This is a genomic window from Cohnella mopanensis, assembly GCF_022352055.1.
Taxonomy (GTDB): Bacteria; Bacillota; Bacilli; order Paenibacillales; family Paenibacillaceae; genus Cohnella; species Cohnella mopanensis.
In genome coordinates this window covers 97,233-122,042 of the sequence record NZ_JAKRWM010000002.1, presented here as the reverse complement: position 1 = coordinate 122,042, position 24,810 = coordinate 97,233, and the positions used below count along the sequence as shown (strand labels likewise).

Sequence of the window (24,810 nt, the reverse complement as noted above, 5' to 3'; positions counted from 1 at the left end):
TAGTAAAAATGGTATTGCGTAACCCTCGAAGCGGGCGTTCCAGAGGAGATTCGCGCTAACTGCCTCTCCCCTCGAACCCCCGCTTCGAGCGGGTCATTCTTGACTGCCTGTTAGAAGCTCTTACTTGGCGCCTCTGTTCATCGCCGTTACCCCGGTGCGGGATAGCTCGCGAATGCCGTACGGCTTAAGCAATTCGATCATCGCATCGATCTTCTCGGTATCGCCAACCACTTGTACGATCAGCGTCGAAGGACCGATGTCGACAACCGCGGCGCGGAACGTTTCCACGATGCCGAGAATTTCCGGCCTTACGGACGGATCGGCGCCGATCTTGATTAGGCCCAATTCGCGCCCGACCATCGGATTACCGCTAACATCAATGACTTTAATAACGTCGATAAGCTTGTACAATTGCTTCTGGACTTGCTCCAACGTACGATCATCGCCAGTCGTGACGATGACCATACGGGAAAGGCCCGGCTCTTCGGAAGAGCCAACGGTAATGCTCTCGATATTGAAGCCGCGGCGGCCGAACAGCCCTGATACCCGCTGCATAACGCCCGGCTGATCGTTCACAAGTATCGCTATCGTATGTTTACGGTTCATTCGGAATCCCCCATAATCATCTGGTCGATCGTGCTTCCTTGGGTAACCATCGGATACACGTTCTCGTGTTTGCGAACGACGAATTCAACGACCGCGGGACCCGGATGTGCCAACGCTTCCTTCCACACTTGAAGAGCGTCTTCCTTATTCGTGGCGCGATAGCCTTTGACACCGTAGGCTTCCGCCAGCTTCACGAAATCCGGACTGCCCGATAGATCGATATGGGAGTAACGGTTATCGTAAATGAGCTCTTGCCATTGACGAACCATTCCTAACACTTGGTTATTGATAATAACCACTTTAACGGGAATGTTGTTAATCGCGCAGATCGCCAGCTCCTGAGCACACATCTGCATGCCGCCGTCGCCGTTGATGGATACGACCGTTCTTCCCGGATTGCCCATTTGCGCACCGATCGCGGACGGGAACCCGAAGCCCATCGTTCCTAAACCTCCGGAAGTTACCCATGAACGTGGCTTGTTGAACGGATAATACTGAGCCGCCCACATTTGATGTTGCCCTACGTCCGTCGTTACGATGGCGTCGCCGTTCGTCGTATCGTGAATCATCGAGACGACCCATTGCGGTTTCAGCTCGGTATCCGAATCGATATATTTGAAAGGCTTATCCGCCTTCCATTCTTGAATTTGCTTGCGCCAAGCGTCTGCTTTGCCCGCATACTTCGCAATTGCGTTAGCTTGTTGAAGCACCGCTTTCACGTCGCCGACGATAGGCACGTCGGTCGGAACGTTCTTGCCGATCTCGGCCGGATCGATATCGATATGAACAATTTTCGCATGAGGCGCAAAGCCGGCTAACTTACCGGTTACGCGATCATCGAACCTTGCTCCGATGTTAATCAGCAAATCGGCCGTCTGGATCGAAGTATTCGCCGTCCACGTTCCGTGCATGCCCGGCATCCCCATATGCAGCTCATGGCCGCTCGGGAAACCGCCTAAGCCAAGCAAAGTGGTCGTCGTCGGGATTCCGGTCTTCGTGATGAACTCGAACAACTCTTCGTGTGCACCCGAGTATACTACGCCGCCGCCTGCCAATATAACAGGTTTCTCAGCGTTCTCGATCGCGCGGATCATTTTCTCAACTTGATTCTTGTTCGGTTGAACGGTTGGATTGTAACCACGCAGACTAACCTCGGAAACAGGCTGGAACAACGTCTTCTCTGCGGATACATCCTTCGGAATATCGATGAGTACCGGACCTTTACGTCCGCTATTGGCAATATGGAAAGCTTCATGGATCACGCGAGGCAAGTCCTCCGCCTTACGTACCAGATAACTGTGCTTCGTGATAGGCATCGTGATGCCGACGATATCGGCTTCTTGGAACGCGTCCGTGCCGATTAGGCTAGTTGCTACGTTACCTGTAATGACTACAAGCGGAACCGAGTCCATATAAGCAGTAGCGATTCCCGTTACCAGATTCGTTGCCCCCGGTCCAGAAGTCGCGATACATACGCCTACTTTGCCGGTAGAACGGGCATAACCGTCCGCTGCGTGAATAGCTCCTTGCTCATGGCGCGTAAGAAGATGCTGGAAATCGGTAAAGCCGTGCATGGCATCGTAGATAAAAAGCACAGCGCCGCCTGGATACCCGAAGACGCATTCCGCCCCCTCCAGTAACAAACTGCGAAGCAGTATTTCCGATCCGGTGATGACTTCCGGCTTGCTCCATTTCTCGATCAATTCTTCTTTGGATTTCAATGTAACACCTTGTGCACTCATCTTTTTTCCTCCTTTCAACAAATCAAAAAGCCTTTCATCCCAACGCCTATATGGCTGTCTTGGGACGAAAGGCTGTTGCTTCCGCGGTACCACCCGAGTTTGCCGCGCACCTCACGGTGACGGCCTTATAAAGTATGTTGTCCCTTCGAAAAGCCGTAAGGACGTTGCATACCTTAAGCGCAATAACGTGCGCCACTCCGATTCTCCCTAATGCGCCATTACGGCGGTTCAGGTGAACAGCTCCGAGGAGACTTCGCTTACAGGGATTAAGGTATCGGTTTCAGCTAATCCGACACTCTCTGAGCATAAGAGCCCTATCGCTTTTTCCTCATCACGGCTATTTGTTGTTCAGTCGATTTAGCACTAATTATATTCTTCACTAAGGCATTCGTCAATACACATCTTCGCCGTTACCAATCAAAAATGTTGTTCATACGTTGTACAACCGGCATCTTCCGAACGATTGGGCGATGTCGAGCGACTTGAACCCGGGGAGGCACCCCACTTGATTCGATGGAGACAACAGCGGGACGATAAAGGCATTGTCGAGCTTGTCCGCACGCAATTGGTCCCTATTTCCCCATGGCAGCACCCGTCAGGCAGCCGCCTGCATTACGAAATTAACCGACGCATCCGCAGGGGTGCGACGCTTGTCGTGGCCCAATCGCATAGAAGATCGCCGATCGCTTTCCTCCACATGGAATTTCGCGGTCGAACATTGTTCATCGACCTGTTAGCCGTTGATTCCCGTCATCAGAATAGGCAATGGGGAACCGCGTTAATGAATCGGGCTGAGCAGTATGCCCGCAAGAAAGGATGTACGCTGTCTCACGTATATGTAGACGAGGACAATTTCCGTGCCTTGCGCTTCTACCACAACCTCGGATATTATATCCTGCGGGTAATCCCGGCCTTAAAGATCATAGAGATTGCCAAACCATTGTAGCCTTGACCGACCAACAGCGGACTCGAAAGATCCGGTCCGCTGTTGGCTTATGTCTTCTCTATCATTTTCGAATTCAACTATCCGATCTTACCACCAACCGCCGAAGCCATCAAAACCAAAGCCGCCGCCGAAGCCATTAAAACCGAAACCGCCGTCGACTGCCAGCAAATCGAACAAGACTAAAGGGAAAATCGCTTTCGTTTGCACTTTCTTTCCTTTAGGCGGCTCTAACACGAGCTTATTCCCGGAAATCCGGACAAGCTTGCCCGAGACGATGGATCCATCTTTGCGTCTGGCGTAGACCTGTTTGCCTATCAGCTTCTGAGCCTGCGAACGAGTAACATGAGACATCTCTGTACACTCCTCTCAGGGTGCTCGTTTTGAAGTCGCACCGTGTCCTGTACATTATGAAGAGGGAGCTTATCGTGCTTGTACCTCTGCCCTTAAACGTCAAAAAGTAAGAGTAGGAACTAGATTAAACTACGCCCCTTCGCCCGCTTGTACCAAGGCTGCATCCAATTCCGCCTGCCCTTGCTCTTGAATCGAAATCAGAATCTCATCCAAGCTTTTCTCTCCGTCCAAGACGGATGCGACCGCAGTATCGATTAAGGGATATATGGTTTGAGAGATGAAAAAGGGCGGAACCAAAGAAGGTTTCCCTAGTGCTTCCATAGATGGCGGTACGGCTTCCGCCCCGTAGAACGGCGCCAGGCTTCGACCATATCTTTCTGTACCGACATCCACGTGGCTTGATAGCAGAGGCACGGATTTTGAAAGAAGCTTAAGCGTTGAAGTTTCGTTCATATAGCGCACATACCGCCATGCGGCATCAACGTTCTGGGCATACCGATAGATGGAATAAATCGGACTTGGAAAAGTAGGCATACTTTTGCCGCGCCCCAGAGAAACCGCCTGCGATACGATCCCCCATTCGAATGAATTCGATTGTTCATTTAAACGTTCCATGAAAGCAGCAGGTGCCAGGAACATTGCAACTCGCCCTTCAAGAAAAGGCATTTCTCCAGTCGCCTCCGGGTTGCCCATCCGACTTTGAACTTCACTGCCATTCTCAGCGTAGGATACTGATTTCCCCTTAAAAACACTAATTAACCTTTCCAGTAACGGACCCCAATGCGCCTTGTCCATCGTAAACCGAGTCCCCTCAATCATCGATAATCCTTCGATGGAAGCGAGGTAATCCAAGTAATAACTTGGAGTCGAGAACTCCCGATGATGATAGCCATAGATCGGCTGACCGTCGTCTCCCTTGTTAGGAAACCGCGCAGCCAACCGCAGCATGTCGCCCCATGTCATCCCGTCCGTTGGCAATGGAATCCCGTAATGTTCGAACAAAGTCTTGTTATAGTAGAGCGCCGAAGGATTATAGAAAGGCGATAATCCATACTGTTCGTGCAACTCTCCCGGATACTTCAGCAGGGTCAACACCGATGGCTGTATCGAATTCAACTCGAAACTATCCTTGCGGATTTTCGGATTCAAATCGACGAGCAATCCCGCAGATGCCAATTTGTAATAATCGAACAAACTGCCAATCACTACGACGTCCGGATTCTCCATCTCAAGCAATCGGACATAATCATCCCAGTCCGCTGGCGATATATGGTCGTATGCATTAACGTATGTAACTTCGAAAGCAGAATTCGTCTGTTCAAAAATCTGCCCCCCATAGATCATATCGAATGTGGTTTTGTCAAAGCCGCTAAGTATTTTCAAGTTTCCGGATTCGATCTTCTCGCTATCTCCAGCACATCCTGCAAGCAGTGAAACAATCAAAAGCATGATCACCAGCGTTCTACTTAGCCTCATGTGCCACCTCGCTATTCCCAAGTTTTTCATGCTATTATTTGTTATTTTATATAAATTTGTATTTTAATTCCATGTTATTGTTTCAAATAAGAGCTGCTGGGTCCGTTTGGATGCGACGCCTAAACACGTTACCCTGATCTTATTTGCAAGAAAGCTCTATTTTCATAAAAAGAAGCCGCATCTCCTTTTCGTCCGTTAATAGACGATTGAAGATACGGCTTCTTTGTGGAAGCTTACGCTTTGATTTTTTCTTTTGCAGCGCCAGCTAGGGAGTTGAACGCGTTAATATCGTTCACAGCCAAGTCAGCAAGCATTTTGCGGTTTACTTCGATACCAGCCAATTTCAGGCCGTGCATCATTTTGCTGTAGGACAAGCCGTTCTGGCGAGCTGCAGCGTTAATACGCACGATCCACAATTTGCGGAAGTTCCGTTTCGTCTGACGACGGTCACGGTATGCGTACATAAGGGATTTCATTACTTGTTCTTTAGCTTTCTTAAACAGGCGATGTTTCGCGCCCCAGTAACCTTTTGCTAACTTCAACATTCTATTGCGACGACGGCGCGTGACGAATCCGCCCTTGACTCTTGCCATGATTCATTACCTCCCGGAAGTGTTCATAAAAGTGGTTCAAAAAGTCCAATTTTGATCACGAAGCCACTCAAGGAGCGAATTCGACATCGAATCTTGGATTCAGCCGGACCTTCCGGTACTCACGTAGGTTCTACCTACGCTCCGTTCCTCAGCCCCTAAGCTTCATCCAACCTTCTCGGTGCTGAAAACCGGACTTTTTGAACTCGAACTTATGACGATTTATTTCAGGTTTGCAAGCTGTTGCTGCATACGGCGAACATCGCCTTGAGCTACCAGCGGTTGAGTACCCAGTACGCGTTTTGCACGTCCCGATTTGTGGGACAGCAAGTGGTTTTTGTACGCTTTGAAGCGCTTGACTTTACCAGTTCCCGTAATTTTGAAACGATCTTTCAAGCTGCTATGAGTTTTCATCTTAGGCATGAATTGTATCCTCCTGTCAGTGGGCTTTCGGAGCCAAAATCATAATCATGCTGCGGCCTTCCAGCTTAGGCATGCGCTCTACAACACAAATCTCTGCTACTTCGTTCGCCACTCGTTCCAAGATCTTCTGACCGAGCTTGGCATGCGTAATTTCGCGACCGCGGAACCGCACGGAGCATTTCACCTTGTCGCCTTCATTCAAAAATTTCACAACGTTGCGAAACTTCGTTTGGTAATCATGTTCTTCAATGTTCGCACGAAACCAAACTTCTTTGAGGTCGACGATTTTCTGATTCTTCCGAGCTTCCTTTTCTTTCTTCTGCTGCTCATAACGGAATTTGCCATAATCCATGATGCGACACACTGGCGGTTTCGCCTGCGGCGCTACGTTAACTAGATCAAGATTCGCGTCAATGGCCATCTGCATAGCTTCACGAAAAGGTTTAATCCCGATTTGCTCGCCTTCGGCGCCGACAAGTCGGACTTCCTTCGCCCGGATTTCCTCGTTGATTTGATGATCCTTGCTAATAATGTTCCACCTCCGAAATAGACTGTCGAGTGAGTTTTGTTCTAGAAAAACAAAAAAATACGAGTCGCATCGACCCGCATCCTAGTCCTAACGTTATCGGCCATGCATGGAAACCGAAGCTTCCGCATATTCCGTATCGTCGGCTACGCAAACCCATCAGCCAAAGCCGATCAGGTGAGAAGCGGGTGCTTCTGCTTGCGCGTGCTGAAAGATTTACATAAATCAGTCACAACGAACACTATATCACTACGCGGCAACGATGTCAACGCCTACGTTCTGAAGAAAAGAAAACCCCGAGAAATCTCGGGGAGTCGTCGTTTGCCTACATTTGTTTGCCTTGCACTTCTTCCAATCGAATGACGCGAGTATGCTCCGTATGGCTCCAAGTTTTGTTGTTCTGGGTGAAGAAGGCGTAGAACGCGATCGGCCACCAGGACAAGAAGAAGACCGGGAACAACAAGAGCCTCAAGTATACTTTCCAGTTCACTTTCTCGAGCAGCATCGCGATCGGACATTGAAGGTAGCCGTAGAGCACGATCGTCAGCGACAAGCCTAACGGCATCTGAGAATAGATGGACGTCAAGTGCGGGTCACCCGGCAACATAATGTCAAACCAAAGCGTCATCGTAACCATGAAACCGATCAAGTAAATGAACGCGTTAAAAATATACAGCGCCGCATCGATCTTAACGATGCTTCTTTCTTTAATCCCTTGCCAGAACAGCGGAAGCATATAGCGGCGCGAGACGTCGAAGTGACCTTGCATCCAGCGCAAGCGTTGACGGGCAGAAGCCCTGAACGTAATCGGTTTCTCGTCGTAGACGCGAGCATCGTAATTGAATTTAGGGTAAATGCCCCGTTGGATACACCGGACCGTGAACTCCAAGTCCTCGACCAAGCTAGTCGCGCCCCAGCCCATATCCTTCAGCAGCTTCGTTTCGAAACACATTCCCGTGCCGCCTAGAAAGTTGGACAGCTTCAGGTTGTAGCGCGGCAATTGCCACAGCCGGTTACAGAACCAATAAGTAATGCCGTTCGCGGCGCTGATCCAGGAATCGTGCGGGTTTTTCGTATCCAAGTACCCTTGGATGACGCGATGCCCGTTGCATAGATCTTCGTTCATATATTGCAGGAAGTTCGTCGCGACAAGATTATCGGCATCGAACATCACGATGGAATCATACTGTCTGGGATGTTTCCACAATTCTTTGAGCATCCACTCGATGGCGAATCCTTTGCCTCGCTGGTTGGGATTCGTTCTTTCGAAAGCATATACGCCCTCATAGCTACGCGTGATCTTAGCCGTTCCATCGGTGCAGTTATCGCAAATGACAAAAATGTCGAACAGCTCGCGAGGATAGTCCATCTTCAGAAGATTTTCGATCAACGCTCCGACGACCGTCTCTTCGTTGTGCGCCGCTACGAGCAAAGCGAACGACTTGGTCGGTTTGTGCGTAATCCGTTCTTTCCTGCGGTACCATCCGAAAAACGATAGAATGATTTGGTACACGCCAATTGCGGCAGCAAGTCCCTGAACAACCAAAAGAAGATTGTTAAACATATTCAGTTGTACCCCCTAGATCCCTTTTTCTTTTTCTCTGTTTTTTCTCTGTTTTTTCTCTGTGTTTTTCTTTGTGTTTTTTTCTCTGTTTTTTCTCTCTCTAATGTGATTTAGCCTGCCTGAAGCGCCTTGCAAAAGTGACATCCTTGATTTTGTTCGCTTTCCAACCGTTTGTCAAAAGGGTATTGCCTCCATATTTACGGCTCACAGCCGAGATGAGGGGATCTTGGCATCCAAGCATCGTACATAGCGGCAATTACTACTTACAGCGTAGATTTTCATCGATTTCCATTCTTTTTCTATCCGGAGACCTATGCCCTGTTCACAGTATATTAACGAATAAACAACGAGCTATGTTGCAACCCCCGCCCTGGTCGCTTCTTCCATGCTTATCTTCAAACCGCCGAACACCTCGTCCCAAGAGCGGTAATCCGCTTCCTGGCTACCTGCTGCGGAAAGCCGGGCGCGCAAGGAAGCGTCTTTATACAACTGCTCCAGCTTCCCCGCGAATTCGCCGGCATCTCCCGGCAAGCAAAGCAGGCCGTTCTCGCCGTGCCGGATCGTATCGGGTACCGCCCCTCCCGCTGCGGCCAATACGGGCAATCCGCATGCCATCGCCTCCAGCAGTACATTACCGAAAGTCTCGGTGGCGGAAGGGAAGAGGAGAACGTCCGATGCCGCCATCCACTTCTGTAGAGTAGGTTGCGGGACTGCGCCCAGAAACCGGGCATTCACCCCTCGCTTTGAAGCTAAAGATTTAATCTCGCTTGCGGAAGGTCCATCCCCGGCAATGACAAATTCCACGTCTGCCCCTGTCTTGGAAACAAACCGGGCTACTGCCTCAATGGCTACTTCCGTTTGCTTCTCAGGCGCTATTCTACCTGCATACAAGATGACAAACCGAGAGCTTGGCATCCCGGCCTCCCGCAGAAGCGCTTCACGATCAACACGAGGATGGAACCGCTCCGTATCGACACCCCGGCTCCACACCTCCAGCCCATCCCAGCCGTCATTCCGGCATTCTTCCAGCACGGATCTCGATGGGACGTATATCCGCGCGCAAGGCCGGTGAAACCAATGCAAATATCTCCATAAAAGTTTACCCATCCATTGGAGATTGTAAAACGGCAAATACCGCACGAAATGAGTATGATGCGAGGCCATAAGCGGAATTCCGTGTTTCATCGCCAAATATCGGCCGGCCATTCCGGTGCCGAACGGTGTCGCAACGTGTACGACCGTCGGATTGAAGCTCAGCAGCTTGCGTTCTACATTGCCCGTCTGAGGGACGGCAAGCCTGCATTCCGGATAAAGAAAAAACGGCAGGCTGACAAGCCTTTCGGCCGTTTCCGATACCGTCTTTTCCTTCCTAGGCCTTGAGGGTGCGAATACGATGCATTCGATTCCTTGCTTGCGTAAATACCCGATCCACCGTTCCAATGTTTTGGCTACGCCATTCACCTCAGGCGAATACGTATCGGTAAATAAAGCCAAGCGGAATTCCGACATCTGCAATCCCCTCTCCGTTTAATCCTTACATTTTACAGAAAGGACATTAACGGAGTATCAAAAGCAAGTTAATACTGAGGTGACAATCAGGCTGTATTCTTAAGTAAGCAAGAGCCGTCAGCCTAAGAAGGCTGATCAAACCCACTTACGTAAAGGAGAGGGAGTATGAGCCGAATTTATCGCCTGCTTCAGGAGGTCGAGCGCCCGCTATTCCTGCACGTCAACATTCGTTGGAACCGTTCCGCCTTGAACTGGCTCTTTCATATTTTATCTCTGATTGCCGGGGCGACCTGCAGCCTCTGTCTCTCGCTCGCCGCGGGGTTGTTCGCGCCTGAACCGTGGAGCAGCGCGGGATGGTTAGCTTTCGCCGCCGTTATTGTTAGCCATATCCCCGTCGCTATCGCCAAGAAAAGCGCGCCAAGGCTCCGTCCTTACCAAGTATTCGCCCAGATCAATACCAATCGCCGTCCCCTTAAAGATCCCTCCTTCCCTTCCGGCCATACGACTGCGGCATTCGCCATGCTGACTCCTTGGATGCTGGCGGAACCGAAGCTCATCCCCGCCCTGTTGCCGATTGGAATCGGAGTCGCTTTATCTCGCATTTACTTTGGACTGCACTTCCCTAGTGATACCGTCGTAGGCGCCATGCTAGGCAGTTCTACCGCCATTCTTCTTTCCGTCTGGATATAGGGCTAGTTAGCATCGCGACAAAAAAATAACGTGCTCGCCCTAAGGCAAGCACGATTATTATAACGGCCGTACCTGGCTCTCACCCGGGTACGGCCGCTGTTTATTCTTCTTCGGAATCGTCGCCCGATTCATAGTTGCGCGTCGGCCCTCTGCTGGATTGCTTCTCTAATTCCTCAGCCACGGCGCGACGGTGTTCCTGTTGCACTTTCTCCCCGAGAACCGCTTCGAGTCTGTAGATCGGCATTCCTTGCCCGACGAATTTCGTCTCGTATTCCGTCAGCACGAGATCCTCACGAATGCCATGGCGATGAAGATCCAAACTAATGTTGCGCATCTGGTACTCCACGGCGGAAAAACTGTTTAACGAAAACTCGAACAAACTTAAGGAATCCGTCTTGAAATGGATTTCCCCGATATCGTTCAAAGCTTCCTTGTATTTCATAAGGAACCGGGGATGCGTTAATCTGCGTTTGCCATGTTTGGACTTCGGCCAAGGATCGCTGAAGTTCAAGTAAATGCGTTCCAGTTCCCCCGGCTCGAACATTTTCTCCAGAAACTCCACGTTCCCGCGAGCGAGCGCCAAATTCGGAACCTTATCGACGCCCTTCTCGTTTTGCCATAATGCCCGGGCCTTCTCGCTCCCTCGACGCAACAATTCGTCATAAATATCCATGCCGATATAATTGATATGCGGATTGTTACCGCTCATGCGGCTAATAAATTGCCCTTTGCCCATCCCGCACTCGATATGGATCGGATTATCGTTACCGAAAAACTCGTGCCAACGCCCTTTTAACCGTTGCGGCTCCAGCACGACAAGATCAGGCTGCCGTTCCAAACTTTCCCGAATATTTTTTCTACCGCGCAATCTCATGCTCATCCCAATATCCTCCCGCAACGCTTCGTTGCCCAACGTCAATGAATCTTATTTTGCCCAATGTGGCGCCTGTTGTAAAGGGAGATCTGACAATCTAGGCAGATTGAGGAATGATTCCTGCAGGATCGCCTTTGTTCGGCGCCTGCTCAAGCACTACCCAAATATATCTGTCCATTGAGGAGCGATTATTTCTCGAGAATAAAGGACATACTACCTCCCATTAAAACCTCAGGAGGAATACTCGAATATGAAACTTAAACCCAGTTTGTTTTTCACTGTAGCCCTTGCAGCAATATTCGCTCTTAGCGCATGCGGAAGCAACAACGCGAACAACAATAACCTTTCACCGTCACCGTCGGCTTCAATAAGCCCTCCCGCTTCTTCCCAAGCCGCTGGAGGCGCAACGAAAGAAGTTACAATAACCGCAACTAACTGGAAATTCGATCAAACGGAAATCAAAGCAAAAGTAGGCGATACGCTTAAACTGACTTTGAAAAACACGCAGGGAGCTCACGGTCTTGCGATTCAAGATATGAATGTGAATATTAAAAACAACGAAACAGCAGAAATTAAGCTCGATAAAGCAGGTACGTACGAATATCATTGTTCCATTCAATGTGGTCAAGGTCATGACAACATGGTTGGACAACTTATTGTTGAATAGTCATGATTAATCTTTTAACAAGGGAGGGGGCTGTCCATCTGGACGGCCCCCTCCCTTGTTAATATGAAATACACGATCAGTTAGCAATTCCATTCCTTAGATGTGCTTTTGGCTAATTAGTTTTCCGTAAATCTGATCCAGAAAAGCGATTTCCACGTCAGTAAGGCAAGCAAAGATGTGATCAAACGTTTGATCCCTGACGGTTTCCAATGATTTAAGTACCTTACGGCCATCCTCGGTAATCTCCATGAGTACCGATCTACGATCCTGGTATTCATCCCGCTTTCTGACGATAAGCCCTTGCGAAACCATTTTATCAGCTATGACCGTTATTCCCCCGGAGGTAATAGAAAAATAATCAACCAATTCCTTGGATTGTTTGGGTCCTTGCTCATCCAAAATGTTTAATATCAGTAATTGCGAAAACGAAAAATCCGTCATGTTCCTACGGTTCCATTCCGTCTCCCACATTCGCCGATGCACCGAAAATTTCTTCGAATAAGAAATCAGAAGCTCTCTTCTATTTATCATCTGCCAGTTCCTTTCTGGAAAATGAAACTACTATAACTATATAATAACATAAATAACCGCGTCTCACGACGCGGCAATTACTCTGGATCCGGTTGTTTGCTATTTCAGTTCGCCCTTAATGTTACGTGGAGCGTCCGCCGTCATTTCGATGAAGGAGGAAGGCAACGAATCTCCTGCTTGGAGTTCGTCCTTCTCGATAAACTTGCTCATATTCGTTTCGAAAAAAGTCGGGTTTTGCTCCCAGACTTTTGTAGGAACCGTAATAGAAAAATTGCCCGCTGCATCCGGTATGGTTACGGTATAATTTACATCTTCCGCAACATCAAGACCAACTAGCAAACCAAGGTAAAGTGCACCTGGAGCTGTGTGACTCACGAGAGTCGGCGGTTTATCATCGATCACCGAGCCCTCGGAGGGTAAAGTGATATCAACGTTCAAACTGGTATCCTCGGGAAAATGAAATACTTTATTCTCGGGAAGTGTGTACTTGACGGAATTATAATCGACAGTTAAGTTCGTGTCCTCATCTTCCTCGGGTAAGTAGAACATACTATAATATCCATTCTCGTCCGTTGGAGAGGATTTAGCAAATCCTTCACCGGTATCCCGATCGATCCATACGATCGCTCCTTGAACCGGTACTCCGCTCGAGTCTTTCACTATTCCGGAAATTCGGAATTTATCCTCTTGGAAGAAAGCTACAGAAGCTGTTTTATCTGCCACGAGCCTTCCTTTGATTTCTGTTTGCTTGGGATCTTGAGTTGAGACTGCGGTAGAGAGAATCTCGATCGGATAATAAACATTCAATGATAAAGGAGCAACCTTGTCTATGTCTGACTGATTCTTCGATAGCGGTTTACCCCCAATTGTAGCATGATCGAGTGATACCACTTGCACAGGCGTCTCGCCTAATAAGCTTTGGTCGAGAAGAATCTGGAAGGAGCCGTCATCACCGGTCTCAATGCTCCGTTTGTTTTTTCCAACCTGTAAGACTGCATTTACGACTGGCTTTTCACCTTGCATAAATGTACCACTAATATGATTGCTATGGGAACCGTCCACTTTCCATTGCTTTAAAGCAAACGTAGTTTCGTCCATTTTAAGTTGTAATTCTTGAGCTTCTTTGTCCGAATTCGAATCGGTACAACCTGCAAGAGCAGCAGCTAGTGTGCATATTGCAATCATTTTTGTATATAACTTCATATGCAATTCCCCTCTCTTACAGTATGAGAAGCGGGTTCCAAGGAACCCGCTTCGTTGCGGTTTCAATATTCAATAATTATTATTATTTACTAACATGAACGTTGCCATTGTCAGCTGAACCTTCGCTACCTTGCGTTTTATCTCCGCCGAGCGCAAAAACGTGAATTTTCGGTTTAGTGCCACCAGAGGTAAAGGTCAGATATTGTTTGCCATCGACAGTATAGAATGCAGGTGCTGCTTGGATATTGTCGCCAGCTGTCTGGAACGTCCAGAGAACTTTACCTGTCTTAATATCCATCGCATTGATCTTACCATCCAATTCACCATAGAACGCAAGACCAGTAGCCGTACTAGTCAGACCGCCACGCATCATATCTGTTGTTTTGTTCTGATACACTTGTTTACCTGTATTTACATCAATTGCCGTAATTGTACCGTAAGGAATGATATCAGCAGGCGTCTCGCCCAAAGCCGTGCCGAAAGCCCAAGCTCCGGTATTCGCTTCGTTGAACGCTTCATCTTCGTTAGCAGCGCTCTTCATCAGAGATGGATATTCGATACCAGGGATCAGTACATAATTAGTAACTGGATCGTAGGTTTCTGGAGCATAATTCTCTCCGCCGAGAACACCCGGATAGACGAGTACGCCTTCGATAGTCGGTTCTGGATGATCGATCTTAGCGAACGGAATGCCATCCCAGACAACCTCGCCAGTCGCTGCATCCCAAGCCCACCATTGACCGGATTTACCGCCTTCAACAACAACCTTTTGTGCTTTTCCATTAACGGTCGCATTGAGGATCATTGGAGAAGCTGCAGCATCATAGTCCCACAAGTCATGGCTGATTTCTTGCTGTGCCCAGACAAGCTTGCCTGTTGCGCTATCTACGGCTACGACAGAATCCGTGTGCGGATTTGCACCAGGACGGTCTGCACCATAGAAGTCCGGAGCTGGGTTTCCTACTGCAAAGTACATGAGACCTGTTTCTTCGTCAATGGCAACTGGATTCCATACTGCACCACCACCATGATACTTACTATTAGCCAACCAGTCTTGACCTTTCGGAGGTACGGTCCAGAATGGGGAATCCCATGCCGGAGTCAGATCGCTTGCCTTGTAAGCTGCGACAAATCCCCGAACGCCGTTGTCGCCGCCGCTGCTGCCGATATAGATATTTCCCTTATAATAAATCGGTACAGTTGTTTCATAATAGCCGTTCTCGACTGTTACTCCTTCAATGGTGTCCGCAATCTTGACCGAATTCAACAATTCGCCAGTTTTCTGATCCAATGCCACGATTTGGTTATCGATAGTCAGCATGAACACTTTACCTTCACCAACGGAAACACCACGGTTAGCTACGATTCCGGCTTTACCGAAGTCTTTAGCCATATCAGCAGTCGGTTTGAAGTGCCAAACTTGCTTACCTGTAGCGCCATCGAAAGCAAAAACCTGGTTACCACTTGTTGTAATATAGATTACTCCGTCTACAACAACCGGATACGATTGGTTTCCGTTTTTAACGTCTGCATCCAGTGTTTTAAGATCTGCCGACCACACAACGCCCAGTTCATTAACATTGTCTGCAGTAATTTCTTTAAATGGAACGTTGCGCGTATTCGCTAAATCATATCCGTAAGTCGGAAAGCTTTCAAATGCTGCAACCGTTGCCGAAGCTGATGCAGATGCAGAAGGTGATGCGGAAGGAGACGGTGAAACCTCCGAATTGTTATTGTTACTGCTACACGCAGAGAGTGCGAGAACCGCTGCCATAACGGCACCGGACAAGGCTAATTTCTTTTTCAAAGTGTGTTCCCCCTAAAGTTGGTTTCTTGATGGTTCTGAATGAAAATGAATTCTCTCTAACGAAAAATACACGCACAGAAAGAGCCGCCAGATTGGACCGCATAAACGATCTGACAGCAAGCCGACTTTTCGAAGAAAGAGCACTTTTTCAAAATGACATGACGGGTAGATACCTTACTAATAAGATATATTTCAATTCCGAATATACGCCTAGATTCACATAACGTCAACATATATTCTAGCATTTTACAAAACGATTCAATATATAAAAGGATTGTTTAATGTATAGTTGACGGGTATATATTTCAAGGAGTATAATGCTTTGTTGACGGGTTTCTTACTAGTAAGAAATATATGCATCTAAGTACATTAAATTCTGGAGGAGAACATCATGAAAAAACAATCCAACAAATTATCTCTATTCTTTGCACTAGTTGCCCTGGCGGCTGTACTGGCCTTGAGCGCATGCGGTAACAACAATGACTCAGCATCGAGCCCTTCGGCCTCTGCCGAGGCGCCAGCTTCTGCTTCTGCAAGCGCACCAGCAGCAGGCGGGGAAACAAAAGAAATTACGATTACTGCGACTAACTTCAAATTTAGTGAAGAAGTGATCAACGCTAAAGTCGGCGATACGCTTATTCTGAATTATAAGAACGAAAACGGTAACCACGGTCTAGGAATCAATGATCTGAACGTGAAACTTAAAAACGGCGAATCGGCAACGATTGTATTGGACAAAGCAGGCACATATGAATTCAACTGTTCAATCATGTGCGGTACAGGACATGACAACATGGTCGGCAAACTGGTTGTTGAATAATCCGATTATTTTGCTCGCTTGACACACAAAAAAGTACTTGGACAAGGTTTACCTTCCAAGTACTTTTTTTGCTTTTAAGCAATCGCTAACTGTGTATGATTCAAGGTTCTAATTGACTCAATGGCTCTTGTACCGATAGGTTATTATACGAAATACTTCAATCATGAGTCCAAGCCATACTCCGCTAGCTAAATAGCCCCCTACGATGTCGCTTGGATAATGGACTCCCAGATAAACACGGCTAATCCCGATGCTAAAGACGATAATCGCGCCAATCGTTACTAGAAGTGCCCTGCCTCGGCCGCTTTTCACATGCTTCCAAAGCAAATAAGTTAACGCTCCGTATAATGCAAACGCCGCCATGGAATGGCCGCTCGGGAAGCTATACCCCAATTCCTCAGCAAGCCTATGCAAATTGGGCCTTTCCCGTTGAAAAGTGATCTTCAGTACACGATTAAGCAATGAAGCTCCGCCAAGCGACGCTATCAAAAACAGTAGCTCCATGCGATGACCAAGAATAAAGGCCAAAAACAATAAAATCAACAGGGCAATCACTATGACAACCGATGTCGAACCCAGCCAACTGAACGTTTTCATTACACTCGTAAGCCCATTGCTTTCCCAGCCTTGAACTTCCGATATCACGCTCGAATCAAACCCCGAGATCCCTTCGGATCGGATAAGCAAGCTGATGATTACGAATACTACGGCGGCCAAACAAGCCCATACATACGCTTTTCTTAGATGCTGCTTACTGCTCACTACTTCAACTCCTTGTCGCAATTCAAACACTTTGAGTGAAGTGTATCATATTTTTCCGACAGGATGAAAATTGAGATGACCTACCCTGTTATGGTATCCTAAGATTAAGAAACGAAGGGGGGACACAGAATGAAGAGACCGATTCAGCCATTTCGCAGCCTAATCTTCGTCCTTGTCTTGCTTGGTGCCTTCGTTCTGCTTAGCATGCCTACCATGATGGTTGGCGACAACTTCACTACATCGGACAGCGCGGTCCTCATTCACGACGTTCCGAACAGCGTCAAGTCGACCAAGCGGCCTACTGTTTCCATAAACAGCAAACTGCTGCTTCTATCCGTGCTGCTTCTGCTTGTGGTCCACTTCCGTTTTCGTGCTTTCCTCCCTTATCGAATGCCCCATCATAAGTCTGCCTTTCTCCCCTTATTCACTGTGCATTTGCGCAAAAAATTACTCATGCCCCTAAAGTTCACCACTTCTTACGAACGCGTCTAAAGACAACTCTAATTCACCTCAGCAGCCATTAGATGAGGTTTATTTGAATTGTCCATTTGTCGTTCGTCGGAAAGTGAGTCATAACTTTAGGAGGTTTTACCCATATGAATATCCGCGAAATCGATCTCCCAGGAATAGGCAAGAAATTTCAGATGAATACCCGTAACGGCGACAAACTCGTCATTATCGTTCACGATGACGGTCGTCGCGAATGTTACCACTTCGATCATAAAGATCCCGATAATAGCATTTCCTTGGTCACATTAGACGATGATGAAGCTCGCATGGTCGCGGCTATGATCGGCGGCATGACCTACAAACCCAAAATGCTGGAAACGATTGAAGTCGCTTTGGACGACCTTATCATTGAGTGGTACAAACTTGAAGCCCACTATGCTTGCATAGGGCAAACAATCGGCGAGCTTCACGTTCGCAGAAACTCTGGGGCCACGATCATCGCCTTGCTTGGGGCCGACCACATCAAGCATATTAACCCGGGCCCTGATTTCAAGCTGGCTCCGGATATGACATTGGTTGTCGCGGGAGAGCGCGCGCAACATAAAGAACTTAAAAACATTCTAGTACACGGAAGCGATTGATCGAAGATGGATCATATCGTTCTGGAAGTCGGCCTCGCGATCGCTCTCATCGCCTTGGCTGGTTTGTTGTCGGCAAAATTCAGGTTTTCCGTCATCCCCTTCTATATTCTCGTCGGGATGGCCGTCGGGCCCCATTCCGTCGAGCTGTGGCATTTCGATTTCCGCTTCATCGAAAGCGCGCCGCTAATCGAATTCATGGGCAGGCTCGGCGTCTTGTTCCTGCTCTTCTACCTCGGATTGGAATTTTCCGTCGGCAGGCTGATTAAATCCGGCCGTTCCATCGCCGTAGGCGGTACAATCTATATCGCCATTAATTTCACGCTTGGTCTTGCATTTGGTTGGGCCGCCGGGTTTCCTTTTCAAGAAACGCTTGTCGTTGCAGGGATCACGACGATATCCTCCAGCGCGATCGTGGCCAAGGTGCTCGTGGACCTCAAACGGACGGCCAATTCCGAAACCGAGATGATCCTCGGCATCATTATGTTCGAGGACGTATTCCTTGCGGTCTATATTTCCATCCTTTCCGGGCTTGTGCTTAGCGGCTCCGCATCGGTATGGGGAGTCGCTCTATCCGCCCTAATCGCGCTTGTCTTTATGCTTGCCTTGCTTATTATCGGACGCAAAGCCGTCCCTCTGCTCAACAAGGTGCTAGATATCCGATCCAATGAACTGTTCGGACTCGTAATCTTCGCAGGGTTGTTCCTTGTCGCCGGATTCTCCGAAACGATCCATGTCGCGGAAGCCATTGGAGCCCTATTGATCGGCTTGGTGCTGGCGGAAACCGCGCACATGAAACGAATCGAGAAACTTATTCTTCCCTTTAGGGATTTCTTCGGAGCGATTTTCTTCTTCAGCTTCGGCTTAACGATCGATCCGACGACGCTCGGCGGTGCGGTATGGTTGTCGCTTGCGGCGGTCGTCGTGACCTTGTTCGGTAACTTTACTGCAGGCATGCTAGCTGGAAGAAGCGCCGGATTATCGCCCAAAGCTTCCGTGAATATCGGATTTACGATCGTTGCGCGAGGGGAATTCTCGATTATTATGGCCAATATTGCCAAGGCGGGTGGGTTATTGCCTATTATTCAGCCCTTCGCTGCGCTATACGTGCTCATTCTGGCTATTCTAGGACCTTTGTTAACAAAGGAAACCAAATGGATCTATACCGTGCTGGATAAAGTTTTCCGGTTCAGCAAGTCTGATAAGAAAGTCGAGTCCTCATAAAACAAGAAAGGGTGAATGCGTCATGGCTAACACGCGCGTTTCATACCGGCTTGCCTACGTGATGTTTGGTTCGATCTTATCCGCGATCGGCTTAGAATTGTTTCTCGTCCCGCATAATATGCTCGTCGGAGGGGTTGCCGGGGCATCCGTCCTCCTCTCCTATTTAACGGAGATGCGGCTTGGTCTATTTCTGTTCTTCCTTAATTTACCTTTCCTACTCTTCCGGTATCGCCGATTCGACCCGAATGCCAGACTTTTAACCCTTGTGGGCATATCCACGCTTTCAATAGCCGCGTTCTACCTGCATCCCGCTCCGCCTTTGATGGAGCACTCTCTTACCGCGGCAGCGGGTGGTGGAATCGCTTTGGGCGTCGGCATCGGAATGGCCCTTCGCTACGGTGGATTTCTCGATGCAGCCGATACGGCGGCGCTGGGAGTTACGTCGAACCATTTGGTTAAAACAAGAAGAAGGTTTTGGTTAATAAACGGCGGAGTTCTATTGGCGGGAGGATTCGTGTTCGGTTGGGAAGAAGCATTGTATTCCATCGTCGCTTTCCTGCTGGCCTTCCGCATGACGGATTTCTCCATGAGCGGTTTTGCCATGACGAGAATGATATGGATTACGAGCGAGCGAAGCGAAGAGATTCGCTTTGCGATGCGCAGCCGGTTCGGTAAAGAGGTCATCCTGTTGGACGATAACGAGCCGAGACGCATAAGAGGGGGCACAATAATGCTCTGTACGGTTAATCGCATCGAACAAGCCAAAGTGATGAGAGAGATCCGGGAATTGGATCCCGAATGCTCCGTAACTTTTCACGCCGTCCACCGTTAACGAACTAAGAGGGCAGTCCGAAGGATCGATAAGATCCACGGATTGCCCTCTTCCTTATACGGTCGCTTTGCGAAGCAGCACATAGGATACGAGGATACAAATCAACGTGCCTACGAACAAGCCGTTTGCCAGTTCAATGACGGCGAGATCGGCAAACCAGTCGATTATGGCTTTCCATTTATCGTACTTGGATATGAAGTAGCTCGCGGCAGTAAGTACGACCCCTAGTCCAATGAAGAAGAAGAAAACGCCGTTTCGTCCGAATTTACGATGAATGCTAGAGATCGCGAAGCCGCAGAAGTAGAGGTTGATCATCATCGTGAAATAGACCCAGAATCGTTCCAATATCGGACCGTCGCTCAAGTATCTCACATTGAAGAAATACAATCCCACTCCCCAATAGCCTGTTTGCCGTTCAATATATCCGAGTATGATCAACACTATTGCGGATAAGACGCTAATGATGGTTATCGATGCTATCGTTCCCAAGAAATAATCTTTTCTTCTAGCTCCGAATCCAATAATGAACGGAAAAGTCTGCCCTACGGTAACGATTCCAAGTACGAACAAGTAAACATAAATGGAAGCCAAACCGCCCGTATAAATCTTATCGTCGGCTAAACTGCCAATAATCAAATTACACACGAAGCTCATACCCATGATCACCCACGGTAGGACGAGCCATGCCCATCTATCGGCTAGATGCGTCCTAACGATGCCAATGACTCTATTCATCGCGCTTCCCCTGCCTCTCTATGGCTTCGGCCATTCGTCAAATGAACAACCATCTGTTGCAAAGAAACAGGCAAGATTTCCAGGCCTAGCTCGGTCGCTTGAATACGATCTTGCGCGTTGAGATGACCTAGTATCGTCGCGGACATAAGGCCCGCGAAAGGTTCGCGATGGATAACTTCCTTTCCTGCTAAGAACGCCTCCACCTTTGCTGCCGTTCCCGCTACCGTCGATGCCCTGCCGCGCAATACGTCGGCCTCTTCATTAAGAATCAGCTTCCCTTGATCGATAACCATCACATGTTCAAGCATCTGGCTGACCTCGTCGATTAAATGGGTGGACAGGACGATCGTCCGAGGATGTTCCGCATAATCTTCCAACAATCGGTTGTAGAATAAACTTCTGGCTACGGCATCCAATCCTAAATAAGGCTCATCAAAGATCGTTAGCGGAGCACGGCTTGCCAGCCCTACGATAATTCCAACGGAGGAGAGCATTCCCCTGGAGAGTTTCTTGATTCTACGTTTCAACGGAAGCCCGAAATCTTGAATTAACGAATGCGCAAGTTCTTTATCCCAATTCGGATAAAAGAGAGGGGAGACGTTCAGAACGTCTATGACTCTAAAGTTCTCGGGATATTTCTGGCTTTCTTTAATAAAGCAAATCCGTCTGAGTACCCGATCGTTCTCGAACGGTTCCTCCCCGAACACTCTAAGCTGTCCGCTCGTAGCGAATAACTGAGCCGTGATCATATGCATGATCGTCGTTTTCCCCGCTCCGTTCCTTCCCAACAGACCGTAAATCTTGCCCTCTTCAAGCGTAAAACTAACGTTATCGACAGCATTTAATTTACCGTATGTTTTCGTAAGCCCGTTAACCTCAACGATACCGCCCATTATGCTTTATCCCCTCTCCGTATCATTTCGGTTAGCTGCTCCGCCGTAATGCCGAGCTTCTCTGCTTCCCTGACCATCGACACGACGTATTGCTCATAAAATTGCTCTTTGCGTTTCTCCATAATTTTCGCTCGGACGCCTGTAGCCACGAACATGCCTATCCCTCTTTTCTTATACAAGATTTCTTGATCAACGAGCAGGTTCACGCCCTTCATGACCGTTGCGGGATTAATCTGATAGAATGCCGCGAATTGGTTCGTCGATGGAACTTGCGACTCTTCCGGCAGCCTTCCTTCGATAATGTCGTTCTCTATTCGTTCTGCGATTTGTACGAAAATCGGGCGGCTGTCGTCCATCTCTATCGTCATTTCTTCACCACCAAGTTAGTCGGTTAGTTACTCATGTAACTAACTATATAACTACTGTACGTCAAAGTCAAATAAAAAAAGGCCGAATCCCCAAAATGGGCATTCGGCCTTTCGTATCATAAGGTTACGCCTTAATTAATCGGTTTGTGTTCTTCGATGTAATGATCCTCGATGACGCTATTGATTTTCTTGCGGGCGGATATTTCAATGCTGTGGTTATTCGGGAACTTCGCTCCCGCCAATGCCATTGCCTCTTTAACCGTTAATTCGATCTTTACTGTATCGTCCCCTTGCGGTATGCGTACGCTTGTATTCATTACAGTCACCTCTCCAGTCGGATAATTTGAATGGTGTACCTAATCTGCCCGAGATATGGAAATGGTATGAATTGGGTTGTGGATAAGATGAACGATGTCAGATAAGTTTGTTGATTTGACGCACTTTTAATATAACACTTCATGTTAGGTATTGCAAGTTGATCAGGCGGTATTTTTGCCTGTTTTTCGATGTTAAATGACGATGGAATTCGCTGTCATTCATCGGTATTCGGAATGAATACCTCTATCCTCGCAATTTGCCCTGATTTTCGCTACAATTATACCGACTTCTATTAAGGACGGATGCATTCATGACAACGATTGAAACTGACCAACAAACTCCGCTCTTATGGGCGGACAAAAGATTTCATACTTGGAATTCCGAAATGCGGGACACGTTCGGCAATAAAGTTTTTAAAGTGATGCTGGACGCGGGCTTCACATGTCCGAACCGCGACGGTAGCATTGCCGCCGGCGGATGTACGTTCTGCAGTACGCGAGGCTCCGGGGATTTCGCCGGGAGTAGGCGCGACGACTTGGTATCACAGTTTAACCATATTCGCGACCGCCAGCATTTGAAATGGCCGGAGGCGAAGTATATCGGTTATTTCCAAGCCTATACGAACACTTACGCACCCGTCGAAACGCTGCGCGAATATTATGAAGTTATTCTCCAACAACCCGGCGTTGTCGGCTTATCCATCGCGACCCGGCCTGATTGCTTACCGGATGACGTCGTCGATTATTTGGCCGAATTGAACGAGCGTACTTATTTATGGGTGGAAATGGGCTTGCAAACGATACACGAGTCGACGTCCAACCTGATCAACCGCGCTCATGACACGGACTGCTTCATCGACGCGGTTAACCGGCTAAGAGCCCGGGGCATCCGCGTTTGCGCGCACATCATCCATGGCTTACCGGGAGAATCGCGCGAGATGATGCTCGAGACTGTGGAAGCCGTAGCCAACATGGATGTACAGGGAATCAAAATCCATCTGCTTCATCTTATGCGTAAAACCCCGATGGTCCGGCAATGGCGCGAAGGGTTGCTACGTTTTCTAGATCAGGAAGAGTATGTCTCGCTAGTCGTCGATTCTCTAGAGATGCTTCCACCCGAGATGATCGTCCACCGCTTAACGGGAGACGCGCCTAGAGACTTGCTCATCGGACCGATGTGGAGCTTGAAGAAATGGGAAGTGCTGAATGCCATCGACGCAGAGCTCGTTCGCCGCAACAGTTGGCAGGGGAAAGCATGGAAGGGGCGATAAGATGGGTTTTCTCTCTGTCTTGAGCCAAGCCCAGCGATGGGTGAAGGAACGTGCCCAACCGGGGGATATCGTCGTGGATGCGACGGCCGGCAACGGATCGGATACCCTCTTCCTCTCGCGTACGGTAGGCGCTCGCGGTTCGGTGTACTCGTTCGATATCCAAGCCGAAGCGCTCGAAAATTCAAAAGCAAGACGGGATGCGGATATAGACCCTAGCGCACTCTCTCCTATATATTGGATTCATGCCGGGCACGAAACGATGGAGTCTGTTATCGACTCGAAGCATCATGGCCGAATCGCCGCGATTATGTTCAATCTCGGCTATTTGCCGGGCGCGTCGCCCGACGTCATTACGAAGCCACCGACAACGTTAGCCGCCCTGGATGCTTCGCTGCGATTGTTGCGAAGCGGCGGAGTGCTCACTATAGTCGTCTATCCCGGCCACGATGGCGGGCAAGAAGAAGCCGACGCGGTAGAACGTTGGGCATCGAACGTCTCTCCTTCCATCGCCCAAGCCGTCACGTATCGGTTTCCTCAGAAGAAAGCTTCGCCATACTTAATCGCGTTGAACAGAAAATAGGAGGTTGATGATCATGGCTGTACGTAAAATCGAGCATGTTGGCATCATGGTAAGCTCATTGGAACAATCCATTCCTTTCTACGAGAATGTCGTCGGACTTAAACATACCGAGACTCTCCTACATACGAATGGCGTTATTCGGCTCGCATTCCTCTCCTTCGCTTCCTCTTCGGAAACGGAAGTCGAATTAATCGAGGGCTATATGGGCGAGTTGGCTAAAGCGGGACGAGTGCATCACATCGCGTTTACCGTGGACGATGTCGAAGCGGAATTCGCACGTGTTCGTCCCTTGAACTTAGCCGGTCTTGATGAGGCGATTACGACATTGCCTAATGGCAGCCGGTATTTTTTCTTCGATGGCCCGGACGGCGAAGCGATTGAATTTTTCCAAACTACCCGAGGAGGAACAAACTAA

Annotated in this window: 29 protein-coding genes; 11 read left to right on the top strand and 18 right to left on the bottom strand. The window is 48.6% G+C overall.

What is annotated here, in order from left to right; genetic code table 11:
- Window positions 1–120: 120 nt before the first annotated feature.
- Window positions 121–606: an acetolactate synthase small subunit gene (ilvN, locus tag L3D05_RS04725; protein ID WP_239614859.1), complete on the bottom strand. Its 486-nt coding sequence runs from the start codon at window positions 604–606 to the stop codon at window positions 121–123.
- The gene (ilvB, locus tag L3D05_RS04720) at window positions 603–2,348 is read right to left on the bottom strand and encodes a biosynthetic-type acetolactate synthase large subunit (protein WP_239614858.1); all 1,746 of its coding nucleotides are present in this window, start codon (window positions 2,346–2,348) and stop codon (window positions 603–605) included. The genes ilvN and ilvB overlap by 4 nt, the downstream gene beginning before the upstream one ends.
- 505 nt (window positions 2,349–2,853) lie before the next feature.
- Here ilvB and L3D05_RS04715 point away from each other — a divergent pair.
- Window positions 2,854–3,294: a GNAT family N-acetyltransferase gene (locus tag L3D05_RS04715; protein ID WP_239614857.1), complete on the top strand. Its 441-nt coding sequence runs from the start codon at window positions 2,854–2,856 to the stop codon at window positions 3,292–3,294.
- An 87-nt stretch (window positions 3,295–3,381) separates the two neighbouring features.
- Here L3D05_RS04715 and L3D05_RS04710 read toward each other — a convergent pair whose 3' ends face one another.
- The 7 genes from L3D05_RS04710 to L3D05_RS04680 form a co-directional block, all read right to left on the bottom strand.
- On the bottom strand, window positions 3,382–3,645 hold the full coding sequence (locus L3D05_RS04710; protein ID WP_239614856.1) for an LSm family protein: 264 nt from the start codon (window positions 3,643–3,645) through the stop codon (window positions 3,382–3,384).
- Window positions 3,646–3,774: 129 nt separating this feature from the next.
- Complete coding sequence (locus tag L3D05_RS04705) at window positions 3,775–5,121, bottom strand: ABC transporter substrate-binding protein (protein ID WP_239614855.1); 1,347 nt, start codon at window positions 5,119–5,121, stop codon at window positions 3,775–3,777.
- Window positions 5,122–5,354: 233 nt separating this feature from the next.
- On the bottom strand, window positions 5,355–5,714 hold the full coding sequence (gene rplT / locus L3D05_RS04700; RefSeq protein ID WP_182299658.1) for a 50S ribosomal protein L20: 360 nt from the start codon (window positions 5,712–5,714) through the stop codon (window positions 5,355–5,357).
- Between the two features lie 219 nt (window positions 5,715–5,933).
- The gene (gene rpmI, locus L3D05_RS04695) at window positions 5,934–6,134 is read right to left on the bottom strand and encodes a 50S ribosomal protein L35 (protein WP_144704106.1); all 201 of its coding nucleotides are present in this window, start codon (window positions 6,132–6,134) and stop codon (window positions 5,934–5,936) included.
- A 16-nt stretch (window positions 6,135–6,150) separates the two neighbouring features.
- Window positions 6,151–6,645, bottom strand: a complete 495-nt coding sequence (gene infC, locus L3D05_RS04690; protein ID WP_239615340.1) for a translation initiation factor IF-3 — start codon at window positions 6,643–6,645, stop codon at window positions 6,151–6,153.
- Between the two features lie 340 nt (window positions 6,646–6,985).
- Window positions 6,986–8,224: a glycosyltransferase family 2 protein gene (locus L3D05_RS04685; RefSeq protein ID WP_239614854.1), complete on the bottom strand. Its 1,239-nt coding sequence runs from the start codon at window positions 8,222–8,224 to the stop codon at window positions 6,986–6,988.
- 351 nt (window positions 8,225–8,575) lie between these two features.
- Complete coding sequence (locus L3D05_RS04680; RefSeq protein ID WP_239614853.1) at window positions 8,576–9,733, bottom strand: glycosyltransferase family 4 protein; 1,158 nt, start codon at window positions 9,731–9,733, stop codon at window positions 8,576–8,578.
- A gap of 165 nt (window positions 9,734–9,898) precedes the next feature.
- Here L3D05_RS04680 and L3D05_RS04675 point away from each other — a divergent pair, with 165 nt between their 5' ends.
- Window positions 9,899–10,423: a phosphatase PAP2 family protein gene (locus tag L3D05_RS04675; protein WP_239614852.1), complete on the top strand. Its 525-nt coding sequence runs from the start codon at window positions 9,899–9,901 to the stop codon at window positions 10,421–10,423.
- Window positions 10,424–10,523: 100 nt separating this feature from the next.
- On the opposite strand, the gene trmB is transcribed toward L3D05_RS04675, so the two are convergent.
- A complete protein-coding gene (gene trmB / locus L3D05_RS04670) occupies window positions 10,524–11,297 on the bottom strand; it encodes a tRNA (guanosine(46)-N7)-methyltransferase TrmB (RefSeq protein ID WP_239615339.1) in 774 nt (257 codons plus the stop codon).
- 250 nt (window positions 11,298–11,547) lie between these two features.
- Between trmB and L3D05_RS04665 the strand changes: the two genes are divergently transcribed.
- Window positions 11,548–11,964, top strand: a complete 417-nt coding sequence (locus L3D05_RS04665) for a cupredoxin domain-containing protein (protein ID WP_239614851.1) — start codon at window positions 11,548–11,550, stop codon at window positions 11,962–11,964.
- Window positions 11,965–12,060: 96 nt separating this feature from the next.
- Here L3D05_RS04665 and L3D05_RS04660 read toward each other — a convergent pair whose 3' ends face one another.
- From L3D05_RS04660 to L3D05_RS04650, 3 genes are all read right to left on the bottom strand, one after another.
- Window positions 12,061–12,495 carry a MarR family transcriptional regulator gene (locus tag L3D05_RS04660; protein WP_239614850.1) on the bottom strand — a complete coding sequence of 145 codons (435 nt, stop codon included), beginning with the start codon at window positions 12,493–12,495 and terminating at the stop codon, window positions 12,061–12,063.
- 99 nt (window positions 12,496–12,594) lie between these two features.
- On the bottom strand, window positions 12,595–13,698 hold the full coding sequence (locus L3D05_RS04655) for a carboxypeptidase-like regulatory domain-containing protein (protein ID WP_239614849.1): 1,104 nt from the start codon (window positions 13,696–13,698) through the stop codon (window positions 12,595–12,597).
- Between the two features lie 82 nt (window positions 13,699–13,780).
- A complete protein-coding gene (locus tag L3D05_RS04650) occupies window positions 13,781–15,505 on the bottom strand; it encodes a pyrroloquinoline quinone-dependent dehydrogenase (protein ID WP_239614848.1) in 1,725 nt (574 codons plus the stop codon).
- A gap of 391 nt (window positions 15,506–15,896) precedes the next feature.
- Between L3D05_RS04650 and L3D05_RS04645 the strand changes: the two genes are divergently transcribed.
- On the top strand, window positions 15,897–16,325 hold the full coding sequence (locus tag L3D05_RS04645) for a cupredoxin domain-containing protein (RefSeq protein WP_239614847.1): 429 nt from the start codon (window positions 15,897–15,899) through the stop codon (window positions 16,323–16,325).
- A 117-nt stretch (window positions 16,326–16,442) separates the two neighbouring features.
- Here the strand turns inward: L3D05_RS04645 and L3D05_RS04640 are convergent, their stop codons facing one another.
- On the bottom strand, window positions 16,443–17,087 hold the full coding sequence (locus tag L3D05_RS04640; protein WP_239614846.1) for a phosphatase PAP2 family protein: 645 nt from the start codon (window positions 17,085–17,087) through the stop codon (window positions 16,443–16,445).
- Window positions 17,088–17,216: 129 nt separating this feature from the next.
- Here L3D05_RS04640 and L3D05_RS04635 point away from each other — a divergent pair, with 129 nt between their 5' ends.
- The 4 genes from L3D05_RS04635 to L3D05_RS04620 all read left to right on the top strand — a co-directional run bounded on the left by L3D05_RS04635 (window position 17,217) and on the right by L3D05_RS04620 (window position 20,231).
- Complete coding sequence (locus L3D05_RS04635; RefSeq protein ID WP_239614845.1) at window positions 17,217–17,579, top strand: hypothetical protein; 363 nt, start codon at window positions 17,217–17,219, stop codon at window positions 17,577–17,579.
- A gap of 104 nt (window positions 17,580–17,683) precedes the next feature.
- Window positions 17,684–18,178: a cation:proton antiporter regulatory subunit gene (locus L3D05_RS04630; RefSeq protein WP_239614844.1), complete on the top strand. Its 495-nt coding sequence runs from the start codon at window positions 17,684–17,686 to the stop codon at window positions 18,176–18,178.
- Window positions 18,179–18,184: 6 nt separating this feature from the next.
- Complete coding sequence (locus L3D05_RS04625) at window positions 18,185–19,399, top strand: cation:proton antiporter (protein WP_239614843.1); 1,215 nt, start codon at window positions 18,185–18,187, stop codon at window positions 19,397–19,399.
- A 22-nt stretch (window positions 19,400–19,421) separates the two neighbouring features.
- A complete protein-coding gene (locus L3D05_RS04620; RefSeq protein ID WP_239614842.1) occupies window positions 19,422–20,231 on the top strand; it encodes a YitT family protein in 810 nt (269 codons plus the stop codon).
- Between the two features lie 54 nt (window positions 20,232–20,285).
- Here L3D05_RS04620 and L3D05_RS04615 read toward each other — a convergent pair whose 3' ends face one another.
- The 4 genes from L3D05_RS04615 to L3D05_RS04600 form a co-directional block, all read right to left on the bottom strand.
- Window positions 20,286–20,966 carry a hypothetical protein gene (locus L3D05_RS04615; protein WP_239614841.1) on the bottom strand — a complete coding sequence of 227 codons (681 nt, stop codon included), beginning with the start codon at window positions 20,964–20,966 and terminating at the stop codon, window positions 20,286–20,288.
- The gene (locus L3D05_RS04610; RefSeq protein WP_239614840.1) at window positions 20,963–21,859 is read right to left on the bottom strand and encodes an ABC transporter ATP-binding protein; all 897 of its coding nucleotides are present in this window, start codon (window positions 21,857–21,859) and stop codon (window positions 20,963–20,965) included. Before L3D05_RS04610 ends, L3D05_RS04615 begins: the two co-directional genes overlap by 4 nt.
- Window positions 21,859–22,227: a GntR family transcriptional regulator gene (locus L3D05_RS04605; RefSeq protein ID WP_239614839.1), complete on the bottom strand. Its 369-nt coding sequence runs from the start codon at window positions 22,225–22,227 to the stop codon at window positions 21,859–21,861. The genes L3D05_RS04610 and L3D05_RS04605 overlap by 1 nt, the downstream gene beginning before the upstream one ends.
- Before the next feature lie 131 nt (window positions 22,228–22,358).
- Complete coding sequence (locus tag L3D05_RS04600; protein ID WP_239614838.1) at window positions 22,359–22,544, bottom strand: hypothetical protein; 186 nt, start codon at window positions 22,542–22,544, stop codon at window positions 22,359–22,361.
- Window positions 22,545–22,855: 311 nt separating this feature from the next.
- On the opposite strand from L3D05_RS04600, the gene mnmL reads away from it, so the two are divergent.
- From mnmL to L3D05_RS04585, 3 genes are read left to right on the top strand one after another with little or no spacing between them, the layout of a single operon-like run.
- Complete coding sequence (gene mnmL, locus L3D05_RS04595; protein ID WP_239614837.1) at window positions 22,856–23,815, top strand: tRNA modification radical SAM protein MnmL/YtqA; 960 nt, start codon at window positions 22,856–22,858, stop codon at window positions 23,813–23,815.
- Window position 23,816: 1 nt separating this feature from the next.
- Complete coding sequence (mnmM, locus tag L3D05_RS04590) at window positions 23,817–24,395, top strand: tRNA 5-(aminomethyl)-2-thiouridylate-methyltransferase MnmM (RefSeq protein WP_239614836.1); 579 nt, start codon at window positions 23,817–23,819, stop codon at window positions 24,393–24,395.
- A 13-nt stretch (window positions 24,396–24,408) separates the two neighbouring features.
- Window positions 24,409–24,810, top strand: a complete 402-nt coding sequence (locus L3D05_RS04585) for a VOC family protein (RefSeq protein ID WP_239614835.1) — start codon at window positions 24,409–24,411, stop codon at window positions 24,808–24,810.

Coding starts and splice junctions, on each gene's coding strand:
- ilvN (WP_239614859.1), bottom strand. CDS start 606: ATGAACCGTAAACATACGATAGCGATACTTGTGAACGATCAGCCGGGC.
- ilvB (WP_239614858.1), bottom strand. CDS start 2,348: ATGAGTGCACAAGGTGTTACATTGAAATCCAAAGAAGAATTGATCGAG.
- L3D05_RS04710 (WP_239614856.1), bottom strand. CDS start 3,645: ATGTCTCATGTTACTCGTTCGCAGGCTCAGAAGCTGATAGGCAAACAG.
- L3D05_RS04705 (WP_239614855.1), bottom strand. CDS start 5,121: ATGAGGCTAAGTAGAACGCTGGTGATCATGCTTTTGATTGTTTCACTG.
- rplT (WP_182299658.1), bottom strand. CDS start 5,714: ATGGCAAGAGTCAAGGGCGGATTCGTCACGCGCCGTCGTCGCAATAGA.
- rpmI (WP_144704106.1), bottom strand. CDS start 6,134: ATGCCTAAGATGAAAACTCATAGCAGCTTGAAAGATCGTTTCAAAATT.
- L3D05_RS04685 (WP_239614854.1), bottom strand. CDS start 8,224: ATGTTTAACAATCTTCTTTTGGTTGTTCAGGGACTTGCTGCCGCAATT.
- L3D05_RS04680 (WP_239614853.1), bottom strand. CDS start 9,733: ATGTCGGAATTCCGCTTGGCTTTATTTACCGATACGTATTCGCCTGAG.
- L3D05_RS04675 (WP_239614852.1), top strand. CDS start 9,899: ATGAGCCGAATTTATCGCCTGCTTCAGGAGGTCGAGCGCCCGCTATTC.
- trmB (WP_239615339.1), bottom strand. CDS start 11,297: ATGAGATTGCGCGGTAGAAAAAATATTCGGGAAAGTTTGGAACGGCAG.
- L3D05_RS04665 (WP_239614851.1), top strand. CDS start 11,548: ATGAAACTTAAACCCAGTTTGTTTTTCACTGTAGCCCTTGCAGCAATA.
- L3D05_RS04660 (WP_239614850.1), bottom strand. CDS start 12,495: ATGATAAATAGAAGAGAGCTTCTGATTTCTTATTCGAAGAAATTTTCG.
- L3D05_RS04655 (WP_239614849.1), bottom strand. CDS start 13,698: ATGAAGTTATATACAAAAATGATTGCAATATGCACACTAGCTGCTGCT.
- L3D05_RS04645 (WP_239614847.1), top strand. CDS start 15,897: ATGAAAAAACAATCCAACAAATTATCTCTATTCTTTGCACTAGTTGCC.
- L3D05_RS04635 (WP_239614845.1), top strand. CDS start 17,217: ATGAAGAGACCGATTCAGCCATTTCGCAGCCTAATCTTCGTCCTTGTC.
- L3D05_RS04630 (WP_239614844.1), top strand. CDS start 17,684: ATGAATATCCGCGAAATCGATCTCCCAGGAATAGGCAAGAAATTTCAG.
- L3D05_RS04625 (WP_239614843.1), top strand. CDS start 18,185: ATGGATCATATCGTTCTGGAAGTCGGCCTCGCGATCGCTCTCATCGCC.
- L3D05_RS04620 (WP_239614842.1), top strand. CDS start 19,422: ATGGCTAACACGCGCGTTTCATACCGGCTTGCCTACGTGATGTTTGGT.
- L3D05_RS04615 (WP_239614841.1), bottom strand. CDS start 20,966: ATGAATAGAGTCATTGGCATCGTTAGGACGCATCTAGCCGATAGATGG.
- L3D05_RS04610 (WP_239614840.1), bottom strand. CDS start 21,859: ATGGGCGGTATCGTTGAGGTTAACGGGCTTACGAAAACATACGGTAAA.
- L3D05_RS04605 (WP_239614839.1), bottom strand. CDS start 22,227: ATGACGATAGAGATGGACGACAGCCGCCCGATTTTCGTACAAATCGCA.
- L3D05_RS04600 (WP_239614838.1), bottom strand. CDS start 22,544: ATGAATACAAGCGTACGCATACCGCAAGGGGACGATACAGTAAAGATC.
- mnmL (WP_239614837.1), top strand. CDS start 22,856: ATGACAACGATTGAAACTGACCAACAAACTCCGCTCTTATGGGCGGAC.
- mnmM (WP_239614836.1), top strand. CDS start 23,817: ATGGGTTTTCTCTCTGTCTTGAGCCAAGCCCAGCGATGGGTGAAGGAA.
- L3D05_RS04585 (WP_239614835.1), top strand. CDS start 24,409: ATGGCTGTACGTAAAATCGAGCATGTTGGCATCATGGTAAGCTCATTG.